The sequence below is a fragment of the Synechococcus sp. MIT S1220 genome, from assembly GCF_047303025.1.
Taxonomy (GTDB): Bacteria; Cyanobacteriota; Cyanobacteriia; order PCC-6307; family Cyanobiaceae; genus Parasynechococcus.
Genome location: NZ_CP138939.1, coordinates 808,842 through 822,068 on the forward strand (window position 1 = coordinate 808,842; position 13,227 = coordinate 822,068).

Genomic DNA, 13,227 nt, shown 5'->3' on the forward strand with positions numbered 1-13,227 from the left:
TGATCTATAACTTCGAGCAGCAAAAACACCCAAGTGCTCATGCTGCTCCCAATTCGTAGGACGAAGTGTTGAACGCTCAAATGAATTGTGCGTGTTTAAGGAAGGATTCTTTGTTGATCCCTAAGAGAGTTGTGTTGATACCATCTTCACTTTGGATTGTGAGATCATCGCCATTTTGCATGAAGCTAAGCGGTACATCAGTTTTAATTTCAAGTTGATCTCCCCTTCCTTTCCTGAGCTTGAAGTCCGTAATAGTGTCGGCTCCTTCAGAAAGGATGAACAGATCCTTTCCTGCACCTCCTGTTAGAAGGTCATCTCCACTGCCGCCTTTGAGTGTGTCGATACCGCGTTGGCCTTCAAGGATATCGTCGCCTGATTTTCCAGATAGGTGGTCGTGGTGAGCCTCTCCAATCAGGTGATCGTTTCCGCTCATCCCGAGTAGGCGGTCATCCCCTTTGCCGCCGAATACAGTGTCATCACCCTTTCCCCCTTGCAGAGTATCCAAACCGGCTTGGCCTTCCAGGAGATCCTGATGCGATCCTCCTTCAATGAAATCATTGTCCTTGCCGCCTTTGAGATGATCATCTCCCGATCCTCCATTCAAAGAATCAAGACCATTCATACCACTGAGAACATCTGCACCCGAACCACCATTTAAGACATTATTTTTGTTGGTTCCTAACACGAAATTGTTGTTAGTAGTTACTTGAATAAAGTCTCCATGAGCATTGGATAGTCTGTTTCTTATGGCCTTGATGGTTGATGCTGGATTGCTTTTACGGTGTAGGCCATCTGATAGGCCAAGTATGTTTTCTCTGTAGTGATGGAATGCTTTTGTTTTAAGAGCATGGATTTTATCAAGTGTTAGAGACTTCCCTTTTGAAAGTGCATCGAGTTTTGCGGCAAACTCGATCGCAGCTTCTCCGGTGAAGGTTGCTACATCAATCAATTCGTCTGGTAATTGGGAAGCTGGTTTTTTAAAGATACTTTCTATTGTTTCGATGATCGCAAATCGGATGCTATGCAAGAAGGGAGATTGCTCTGGTTGTCGCAGCAGCGATTCTGTGAAAGCATCAATCATATCAAGCTGCTCTTCTGTGGATCCTAAAAATTCGTCAGACAGATGAGTTAGGCTATTGGATAATAAATCAAGAGTAAAATGAATCTTGCTATGAGCTAGATAGGTTGCAACTGCATCTTTATGCTTAGGCTTTCCGATGGTCTTGGCTTTTTTGATTTGTCTGAGGGGATCCTTTTCGTGGAACTGAAATTCTCCCATCCCGAAAAGAAGTTGTAATCTTTTATTCACCTCTTCGTTGTTGTTGCCTTTGGCGAGAGCAAAGGTCTGTAAGGTCGTCAGAGGCGAGACCATATTTGAGTCAATAGCCCCAACCATAGGAATACGAACCTCAAGATTTGTTGTTGTATCTGTACCTCCAATCGCGATCAGCCTTCCTTCATGATTGTTGATGGAACCATCGAAATTTTTGTCGAACCTACGATGATCAATATACAAACTATGCTTAGATGACTCATTAGTGATGATCTTTGGCTCCTGATAATCTACTCTGCCGTTTGAGTTGGAGTCAAAGAAGACTGTGCTTCCATCTATGTGTCCATTAGAAACAGTTCCATTTCCATAACTACCACCAATTCCAAATCTAAAAATTGGGATCGTAGCAAGACGCTTTTCCCACACTGTTTTCCAGTAGGAGAACAGCCACGCATCAATGCCGACTTGCACTTTGGCTTCTAAATAAGCCGCAAGCTCACCTACAATGTTGAATAAAGTAAGTGGATTTTCAATTCTACTACTAATTTCGTCAGCGTAAATCTTTCCGTCAGATGTATTGGAGATCTCACCAACATCAAGTAAGTTCAGGCCGGCGCCGGCTTCAAGACCACCAGTAACGCTGGCTCGGGCGACGAACGCGCTTAGGCCTGCCCCTGCTCCCATATTTGCATCTAACTTGAACTCATCTATATCAATGTTACCTTGTTCATCATCGACATAAAATCCATTGAATACTTTCCATGCACTTGCTGGCTTGAAATTATCGTCTTTCCACTGTTGCATCCCTGACGTATCAAAGCCAAAACTGAGATCAGTCGTCGCATTAAATCCACCTTCGATAAGACCACTGATCGGTCCCCAGATAGGAAATGACTTGTTGACTGATGACTCTACATTCAAAGATTTGGCACTCGGGACTGAAGGATCACTGCTGGATAATGTCCATTTCATCAGTTCTGTTGTATCCCCTGTAATCAAGTTTGATACTGTCTCCATATACTCCTCTTTATCCAACAACGGAATTGTGATTCCCATAGGCGACAACTTATTCATAATACTGCTGAAACTATTGGCATTGCTTGCTTTTTTTGCTTGCGTAATTGGTGCAGTTGGTAACGTAGTAGCACTGTTTTTACTGAGCGCTTGAGTATTTCCTTCATTAGCATTAAAATTGCTTGCGCTAAATTCATAACTCGGGAATGCAATCTCGAAGTTTTGTCCAGAATTTCTAAGTTGCTCTATTTCTCTAATCACTGTAGCAATATTATTAATATTATCAATAAAGTCGTGAGCCTCTTGTAGCTTCCTTGTGCGTGACGATCGCGCACTCGGAGATAAGTTAGTAAACCACTCCACAAGATCCATCATCGACACTTGATTGTCATTGTTTTGATCAAAGTAATCCGTTAAGCCAATCTTGCCAAATAGTTGTGTGTCTGCGTATAGAGCATCTAGGATTGGATAGATTGGTTCTAATATTGAATCAACTTGTGAAATACTGGGACCCGCTATTCCCGTAACAAAAGAGCCTAGATCAAGTTTAACATCGTCGATGTATAAAATTTGCTCATTATTAGATTGAGTGAATGGAAATTCAGATGCCATTTTAAAGTTAAAGGATGGCATTGCAGAACTGCCGTTAACTGAGGTCTGTACATCAAACGAGAATTGTGCTTTAGACTGGGGATCTACTTCGAAAGATATCAATTTTCCAAGATTTAGTGGATTGTTGATTGCGCTTAGTAACTGCGAGAAGTTCAGGGTTCCTTGACCTGGGTCAGGGAAGGCTTTTACGGTGGCTTGCAATTGTGTCTCACTATTGTTTGCAAATCGAGCAGATGTTGCGTTGGTCCCCTCAATTTCCAAAAAGCCAAGCCCACCTGTTAATTTAAAATCATCAGAGAGTGCACTGGTGATTTGAGCCTGTAAATAGGTGTCCTTTTCTCCTGCTTCATTTTCACCAGTTTTTAAATATGGGAGTGATCCTGATTTTAAGGGTATACCAAAGCTGAGCTGCCCTGAAATGGCTAAATCTGTATTCAAAATTCCTTCACTTTGAATACCCAATGATGGGTTACCTAGGTTTGCATCAAGAGGGATATCAAAGCCTGTTTCAGTACTATCAAGTTCTAGAACGATATTTATATCTTTTGTTTGACTTGTTTTATCTAGTGTGACTGCAACCAATTGTTGCGTCGGATTGGTAGGCACTTTCATATCAAGGTGCTCGACAAGTTCCTGCGTTAAAAGTTCTTTGATTGCAGCTGGGGTGATAGCACGTGCATTACTTAGTTTGTCTGTTAATCCATGAATCAATGAATAAATATTTTCTCCAGTTTTTTGGTCAGATTTGCCAATCATCGGTAGAGCAATATCATTGACCTGATCCTGCAGAGATATGAACGATGTGTTGATGACACCCTTAGCTTCTTCAGGGAGAGTCTCGTCTAGTACGCGAATATTTTGGATATGATTCACGAAGCTTGGATCTTTTACTGTTGTGCATGTACCAATTAGGGTTGAACTATAACAAGGATCATCACTTGTAAACTTGAATTTAATAGCGGCTGGATGGATTCCATCATTCTGAATTGTACCTTGAACGCTATCACTATCAGTAATTGGATTTCCTGTGTCACCATATGTGACGAGCTTAAGTTCTTCATTGTCTTGACCACTGAAAAGCATTTCGCCGTCTTCAAGTATGTAATCTCGCAAAGCACCAAAAGTGATCGATCGGGGTATGAACCAATTATTTCTAGTAAACGTTTCTGAAACATTAAATTTATTTGCCTGTGTTTGTCCAATAAGTTGTGGTACATTTTTGCTGTTATGGTTAAGCTCTTGCTCACTTAATTCAACAGTTACATTGTTTTCGGGTTGTGAATTGAGCATCAAGTAGAATTCTGTATTCTCACCATTCTCTTCGACGCTAATGTCATCTCCTTGATAGACGAGAGTGAAGCCTGCTATGTCATTATTGATGATCTTTACAGTTACAGAATTATTGACTGATTGACTACCTTCTCCTAATTGATATTTATCCTCAGTTGGGCCAGTTGCTGATGAATCTAGTAGATTTATTTTGTAGCTTACTCCTGGTGAAGCCTCCAAGTCATCAATTGGGACAACAAAAACCTCGCTTTGTAATTGCCCGGGTGGAATTCTTACAGAACCCGTAGCACTCGGTGCTTGTAAAGCAGTAATAGGTGGGTTAGGTTGACCATCTTCATCAAGTAATTGAACACTGTAATTAACAACGATACCGTTTGAACCAGCGGCAGAAGGTGCTGGATTTGAAAGTTTCACTCTAAAGTTTCCGGGCTCAGCACCTTCAGTTCCATCATTAACAAATTCGATCGAAGCTGTGGGCACGTCATCATCAATAATCTCAACAACAACAGGATCAATCTGTAAATATTCGGCGTCAAAATTTGCATCTGCGGATTGACTTGTTATTTGTAATTCACTTTTCGTTATATCCTCCACATTTTTATCGTTGACAGCCGTTAACTCAATCGATTGTTTAATATCGTAATTATCTGGTGTAAATGTTAAAAATTCTGCTTGCCGCAACGTGTTGTGTCCTATTTTAAACTGGCTGTCCGAAGGGGTGAGAGTAAGAGTGACATTATCGGTTGGCTTTGTATTGAGTGAAATCTCAACTTCTCCGTTACTACTTTCTTGAATTTGGGTAATTGGATTAACAATAACGCCAGCTGTATCATCATCACTATTTTTGATTGTTAAAATTAAATTCTCATCTTGGTTGCTTGAATCGTTTGTTAGTTTCTGGTACTCAGTATCTTGACTACTGACCTGGTGAAATATATTTACTGTTTGGGTTTCATCATCAATGATATCATCTATAGGCGTTAAGGTAAAAGGTTGCTGTGTGTTCCAGTTGTCCGGTGTAAATGTAAAAGCAACCAATGATTCAGGCGAGAATTGTTCTTCTACAATTTCTAGGCCCAAATTATCTCGTATTGATTGCAATTTTTGGGGATTAGCAAATAACCTGACCGGCTTTGAACTGTCTGCTGCTACTTTTTCGACTGTGTATTTATTCGTTGTAATGTATTCGATTTCTTCTATGTTCCCGTTCGAATTATTATTTTCATATGCAACTGTAAATCCTTTTATTCGTGGTCTTGAATCCATCTTTAGAATGGCTTCTTGTAGGAAATCCTCATTACTTGATCTAGGTGGTTTTCTTGTCCGCAGATTATTAGTATTGGCGTTTATTGTGATATTTACATCTTTGATAAAGTCATAATCTTTTTGAATTGCTACCTCACTCGCATCATTTGTCTCAAGATATACCGTCACGCCCTCTGTTGGCTGGCTGCTCAATGCTATGTATCGTGTTTGTGAAATCCCATTTTCTTGTAATTGTATTGCATTTGCTGGATTGATTGGATCGTAGTCACCGTTGATGAGTTCGGAGTACACAACTTCTGCATTACGGTTATCCTTGATATTTAGGGTGCCAAGAGTACTAGTTTCTCCGGTCTCGCCGGATTCGGGAAATTGATAATGTGCGACCGGTTTTGAGACATCAACATTTAAAGTCTGGCTTAGATCTTGCTGAGCTTCACTAAAATCAATCACTGTCATCCCCGCCTCTTCCATATCAGATCCTTCCGCTAATTCGTCTACCACTACGAGTGAGAATGGTTTCGCGGTTGGTGGAGGATTAGTTGTACATTTCTGTTCTGGAGTATCTTGTGTAAAGCGGAGGCTGGTTCCTTTAGGAATAATGCCATTTATATGATCAGTACTACCGATCTCAAAAAATGCCTCATAACTCTTCAATGATGCCTCTAAATTCTGATTGTTTAGTGTATTGACATCTTCCTTATCGATTTCATTTGGAATTGTGAAATTTATAACTTGCGATTGGTTTGGACTGTCGTTTAACGTGACATCTTCAGATACATTAATGGTGATCGCTACTTGTTCACCTCCAGCAGCATCATCTGGTGTGACTAGAGTGATCTCTTGTCCCTGCAATATAGTTACTGATTTAGCCAATTGATCGTTTCTAGTTATTGTTCCTGTGTAAGTAATTGCATCTGATGATGCCGTTATATTGCTCAGTGTGATTCCTAAGGGATTCTGCGGAATTAGATTGTTTTTAATTTTAATATCGATAACATCGTCAATAAGTTGATATTGTTTTGGGGTGTTCGCGTTTAAATTTGTTGCAAAATCACCTTCATAATTTTCAGTGTAAGTAAATTCTTCGGTTTCTCCCTTATAAATAGTCTTTGGATTCTTGTCAAGATCAAGGGTTACGGTATTTTCTGGATTTTTATCTTTATCTCCCAGGGTGCTCAAATTTAACTCCAAACTATTTTTATTAACAGTCGATGTTGTACTGCTAGCTGCCACTGAGTCAACAACATCATTGGATGCATTCGATGACAAAACAAGTGATTCTCTGCTACTAGTCTCATCAAGTTTGATTGTCAATGATTTTGCATTATTTGCATTATTTTGTGGAAGTGACACATCTAATAGATCAGTACGATCCCTCAATAATTTTATATCAATTTCTTGCTGTGGTTTAGCTATTTTATCTTGAATTGCTTTGATGTCAAAACTTGCAGAAGACATCCCTTCTGGAATAACTACATGCCATGCTCCAATACGGCTTAAGTATCGCGAAGGAATATTTTCTTCGTCCGTATCTGTATTTAGTTCAATAGGTCGTACCCATTCCAGATCTATTTGAGGAGTTTGGTTGCCATTTGGGTTGTACTCCAATTTGAAGGGGACAAATTCCCCTGCCACACCAACAAAGGGAGTGGAATTGAGTAGAGTTGTATTGACATTTGCATCTATTTGATCAATCATTACATCACCACCGACTGTTAATGATGCACCTCCTGTAACGGTTAGCTTGAAATCATAGTTGCCAGATTCAGGTAGGTATAGATAACCACCCCAAGAAACAGTCTGTTCAGAGCCTGCCAGCGACTGGAGGAGATCGCTAATGTCAAAAGGATTCTCTGTTGAGCCACTACTGCTTGGGGTTGCTGCTTGCTGATTACCACCATCATTAATATATCGCTGTAAGCCAGATAGATAATTATTATCGGGTATTGTTATATCATAACTAATTGGCCACATTTTACCGTCCGTGCTTTGTTGTGACGGTTCGAAGAAGATTACTGTCTCTTCCTCTGCTTTAAAATCATTCCAATTAGTTGACGTATAAGGCTCTTCCTTAAGTTTAACAGTGAATGTGCTTGAGTCTGGCGATGCTTCATCTTCTTCGGCTTCGTTGATGATCTTATTTGTATCTTGCTTAAGAACAGCGATAGGGGTATTTGGGTCTTGCGATTCAACTCCATCATTATCCCCAGCTACATCGGCATCTGTCGTAATTGGCGTGTCTTTATCGATTAAAATGATAGGTAAATCAGCTTCAAGTTGGCTATAAAATGGTTCGGCATCATTTTCTTCTGTCTCAAAAATAAGGGCGTCTAGATTACCCTCTGAATTACTTTGGTCGGGATCGAATGTAATCTCAATCGTCTGTGGTTCATTCCATGGCTTTTGGTTTGTATCAAACGTTAGCGGTGTTTTGTCAAATGTAATATTTGCTAAGCCATTTTTACTCGGCGTGACAGCAACTGTACTCCTGATTTCAGATGTTAGTCTTACGCCTATTGTATATTTGTAGGGAGGACACGCATCCTCGGCTATATTAAATTTGTCAATTGGCACCCATATTGTTTTGTTGCTGCCCTGAGTACCAGTCGTGCTGCCAGATGCGGAGCTAGATGTCGTTGTAGGTATCGTTCGTTGAACCACAAACTCAATTCCAGGGATATCATTATCCTTAATGATTGATTTTGTATCATTATTTTTACTTGAAACTGAATAACTATTTGGTTGAGAAGATTTCTTCAATTTGACATGTAAGAATTCCACTCCCTCGGCAATTTCATCATCGATTGATTTGAAATTAAGAATAGCCGTACGTTTTTTTGCTGGAATAATTATTGATTGTGGAAGAGTTAGATTTTCAATGTCTGTTGAGTTTAAATCTGCTGATGTACTGAGATCAAAGTTTATTGTCGTGTCTGTTTTGTTTGGCTTGCTAAGACTAAAACGAAATCCTACCGTTTCTCCTTCTTCTCCGCTGATGGTATTCACAGACGCTTTTGGTATTAAGGTGCTCTGCGGTTTATTTTCCCATAGGCTAATATTTCTTAGGTCAGTGGAGTCTGCTGGATAAATTAATTGATTAGCCTTCAAATCTGATGAATTGCTGTAGAAGTTGTCATTGCTATTGCTTGTCGCAGTTAGTTTAATCGCAGTTAGTTTATTTGGATCTTGTTGAATATCTGTTAGGGAAACTTGTTGCGGGTTTTCCCAATTATTAGCATTAAATGTAAGCGTCGTAATTGGTTCGTCATTGCTATCAACAATAGTTCCACTACTTGTTGGTATTGCATTATTTGCGGTGGGATTATTTATAAATGATGCACTTAGGGAAACTGTAACATCCTCCCTTGGTTGACTATCAATTGAGATATTGAAACTGGCTTCTTCTTTATTATTGCTTATATTTTGTGCTCTTACTGGTGTGGCTCCTTTTCGATTTGCAGGGGTGATTGAAATTCCCGGCAGGAATGGATACACACTTTTATGATCGATAAAGCTTGTCGGCCCTGTATTTTTTTCAACCTGAATGCCGTCCCACCATAATGAACGTGACTCAGACGATGGTAGGCCTGACAATTTGACTTGAATATTTTTAGAGAGATCGTTCTCAATCGTTTTTGTAACTGAAAAACGTTTCCAGCGAGTACTAAGTCTAATTGATTTATCCTTTATGTTAGTGTTTGTGCTGTCATCCGCTTTGATGACATTTGGGAAATTTGTGCTTATCAGTGCTTCGCCTTGTTCATTCGCCTCTAATAATGTAATGCTTGCGGCTGTATTCTTTTTGTCTGCCTTTGCCCAGACGCTAAAAGTGTAGGTTTCTCCTTTGTTTACCTCTGCAATATTCCACACCTTACGATCTTCAAGCTCTGCAGATGACAATCCAAATGTTTGCGTGTATGTTTCTGCCGGACTATTATCATTGCTGGCTGTCGTCGTCATTTTTAATGGGACACCACCCGCAGGTGAATCAATGATTGATTCGTCCTGAGTCGTTGTTCCATTGACGATTGAATCACCAAATGGTGCTAATGATAATGTGGTTATCTTTGGTTTTTGTAGTAGTGCGGTTGGGCTTGCTTTTTGTATTTTTAAATCAGCATAGTAACGTTTGCCTACCGCTTGACTTTCATACGCTGCTGCCTGGGGAGATGAAAAAGTTTCATCTTCGCTCTCCCCCACCATCCATTGGAATGATGAGTAGTTATCTGGAACTGTGATTTCTTGATAGCGTTTTTCCCAGGTTATTCCATTTATTGTTTTAACTTCTTGGAGTTTGCCAATCCCCGCAGGTGAAAGGACGTCTTTCCCATTAATTTGGCTATAAAACATTTTATCCGACTTTTGATAATCACTCGATCTGGCATACCAACCGCTAAGGATATATTTTTGTCCAGCGATCAATTCAGATGTTGAGGATGGTTCAATTATAAATTTAGTACTTGGCACTACAGAATTGTTTGCAGCTGCCACAGTTGGGGTTTGTTCCAGCACATTTTGACTGCTGCCTGGATTCTCCATGGCAATAATTTTGTTGCCTGCGCTCGACGGGGGTTTTGAAAAATCAGGCGCAAAAATGATATTATTTTGTGGAGTTGCATTGTTGGTTAAATTTAGGCCACCATATAGGTTGATCGGATTGAATTTAACCGCAAATAAATTTTTAGGACTGTTGTCTTGGCGATCGGTTATCTGTAATGTTGCATTGCTGTTCTTTATTGTATAGTTTGGACCGAGAAAGAGGTTTTCTTCAACCTCTTCCTGCCCCGCATCGCATCCACTCGTGTAATTATAGCCATCTTGAATAAGTCTGATTTCGACCGATTCATTGCCTTCCGCGATTGCATCTTCGACTGCAGGAATATATATGTCTACTTTGCCTGACCCTGGTTTTATATTTATCATATTTTCAGAGTTGCAGACATCAACTCTGCTTGTTTTTGGAGCATAGTAATCAACGCCTCGAGTTGCAGTTGAGTTGCTTGTTATTTCATAGGGGACAAACAATTGTCTAATTGTGCCCTGGTATTCAGATGGATTTTTCTTAGCTTCTGTTTCATTTCTCGCAACATTGATGACAAATTTACCCGGCTCTCCTCCTTCCTCCGCATTAGTGGTTGCTGGATCGATTGAAAGTACAGCAAGATCCTGAGGGTTTTCATTTATTGCCCACTGATACAATTCTAAGTCTGCATACAGACGAGAACCTTGCTGTTGTGTGCTTTGACTGTTAGGACCTAATGCTCCTTTGCCGATATACCATTGGAGTTCTCCTTGATCATCCGGAATAGAGAAGTCAACATATCTTTTTTCCCACCATATTGGCTGACCATTTTGATTCGTTTGTCTGTGATCAATTAAATGTCCAAGTCCACTTCCAATTTTTAGATCACGACTTGAATAAAACGAATCAGGTGTTACGAAGTCATTGCCGCCTCGAAGATCTGTGCCTGAACCCGCATTATAAAAAGCTGTACTAACGTAATTCAATCCATCTGATCCTACATAATCAACCACAATTTTTATATCATTCCCTTTGAAATTTATTGAATTCTGTGGAAGTTGGATTTCTGGATAATGAATATTATTATAAATTGAATTTTTACTTATATTGTGCGTTGCTGTGCCCCAGTCTGTACTGCTTGGGATTTTTTGGTAGACGTTGATCTGGTCAATGGGTTGGTCGGCTTTTGTTAGCCCCTGTAGCGTTGGGTTTAGATGAATTATATCTGCTACAGTTAACCATTTTTTTACCATTTTGATCGCCTGATCCCCTGGATTGAGGCTTCTTTCAACAAAAGTCTTTGACGAGGTGGGAGCTTGTTGATTCGTGCCTAATGTATTTGCGTTCCAAATTTGGTAACTTTCGTAAGCATTTCCATCTTCATCTTTAAAGCTTGTTATCGCAAGCACATCAGTATTTTCGTCATGGGCAACGTTTTCGACTGGAATTGTTGCCAAGGGATCTGTAGACCCACCGGAGTCCCAATTCCAAAGGGGCGTTGCCGTGTTCCATTGCGTCGTATTAGTTAGATCGTTCCCTTGATATTGAGGTGATTTTGGATAATTAGCTTCGCCTGTATAAACTCTCTCAATTAGCTTTATGTTTGTGATCTTACCTGGAAATTTAAATTCTTTGTCAATCGAAAGTGACGAAGTAATGCTTAGTGTCTTGATCGGGAATAATGTCGGGTCATCGACATCATGTTTGAGGTCATAGATGGCATTGAACATGGCATCACTGCCAACATAATTTTCTGTTGTTCCGTACCAGCCTGAAAGGCGATAGCGGCGATCAGGATGAAAACGTAGGTCAGAAGTGCTTCCTGAATCAAGAGTGATCAGTGCAGCATTGTTCTTTTTCGTTTGCTCTAGAACTCCGCTAGTAGATGCGCTGGGATCTGAAAAATTTGTACTGATACTAAAATTTGTAGGCGCTGAGAAATTATCTTTTATGTAGTCCTGCCAATTTTTTGTCGGGTTTCCCGAACTTCCGTCTTCCCACGTTAGAACATTTGGGTTTATTGTTTTGCCATTTCCGTTAGTTTGCACATTCGAGCCAGGATTGCTGGTTGCTTCTGCAGTATTTTTTGTATTTGCCATTACAAGAAACATTTTTTTATACTCTAATATTTCTGCTAACTTTCGAATTCAAGCTTAATCTTTTTGGCCTGAATTGCGTTAAGTTTGGTTAATCGTCTGTCTGGAAAAGAGCCGTCTGCCGTTCGGTTGGGTCGGTATCGTTCACTGCTTCGGCGCTGAATTGGAACCAACTTGCCGATTTATTTAGTTGTTATCACAATTTTGTGAGTTGTTTTAGGTAATTGCCATTTCGCGGCAATTTCATACTTGGATGTTGTCTTATTTCATGGCTATTGCTTTTTGTCTGGCCCTCTTCCATTAATCATCGCAGTCCCCTGATTACTGCGAGATAGTGCGATCATGTTGATATCTCAATATTACTCTAGCCCCTGTTGCTACTTACAACCGCAGCGACTGGGCCAGTGCCTTTTTCAATATGAATAAGAAGCTCTTTGATGTAGCTGATTCCATTGCTTGAGATTCAGAGCCTGCAGAATTGGAGGGTACCGCCGATCGAAATTCGCTGTTGCTGCGGCACGATGAGATCACTGCGTTCAATGGGATGGCCCGTCTAGGAGAAATCCACCGAGTCACCGGTGAGACGGATGTCAACGTTCGCTTGGACCTGGACGGCAGCGGCCACTGTCAAGCCAGCACTGGCGTGGCCTTTCTGGATCACATGCTCCATCAGATCAGCAGCCATGGGTTGATCGATCTGAACATCCATGCGGTGGGTGATACCCACATCGACGACCACCACACCAATGAAGATGTGGGGATTGCCGTTGGTCAGGCCCTGGCGCAGGCGCTTGGCGATCGGCGCGGTATCCATCGCTTCGGTCATTTCGTGGCACCTCTGGATGAGGCTCTGGTGCAAGTGGCACTCGACTGCTCCGGGCGCCCTCACCTCAGCTACACCCTCAAGATTCCCACCCAGAAAATCGGCACCTACGACACCGAATTGGTGAAGGAATTTTTTGTGGCGATCGTGAACAACAGCGGCCTCACCCTGCATATCCGCCAGTTGGACGGGGCGAACTCCCACCACATCGTGGAAGCCTGTTTCAAGGCCTTTGCCCGGGCGTTGCGCATGGCCACCGAGATCGACCCGCGTCGGGCCGGTGCCATCCCCAGCAGCAAGGGTGTGCTGGAACAGGCGGGCGTTAACTGAA

Annotated in this window: 2 protein-coding genes; one reads left to right on the forward strand and one right to left on the reverse strand. The window is 41.1% G+C overall.

Going from position 1 to position 13,227, the window contains the following annotated elements:
• Positions 1 to 76 precede the first annotated feature (76 nt).
• A complete protein-coding gene (locus SIB64_RS03780) occupies positions 77 to 12,088 on the reverse strand; it encodes a PA14 domain-containing protein (protein WP_413441979.1) in 12,012 nt (4,003 codons plus the stop codon).
• A gap of 529 nt (positions 12,089 to 12,617) precedes the next feature.
• Between SIB64_RS03780 and hisB the strand changes: the two genes are divergently transcribed.
• Positions 12,618 to 13,226, forward strand: a complete 609-nt coding sequence (hisB, locus tag SIB64_RS03785; RefSeq protein WP_413442863.1) for an imidazoleglycerol-phosphate dehydratase HisB — start codon at positions 12,618 to 12,620, stop codon at positions 13,224 to 13,226.
• Position 13,227: the final 1 nt, after the last annotated feature.

What these genes read in the sequence shown, in the direction of transcription:
- SIB64_RS03780 (WP_413441979.1), bottom strand. Translation starts at nt 12,088, where the DNA reads ATGTTTCTTGTAATGGCAAATACAAAAAATACTGCAGAAGCAACCAGC.
- hisB (WP_413442863.1), top strand. Translation starts at nt 12,618, where the DNA reads ATGGCCCGTCTAGGAGAAATCCACCGAGTCACCGGTGAGACGGATGTC.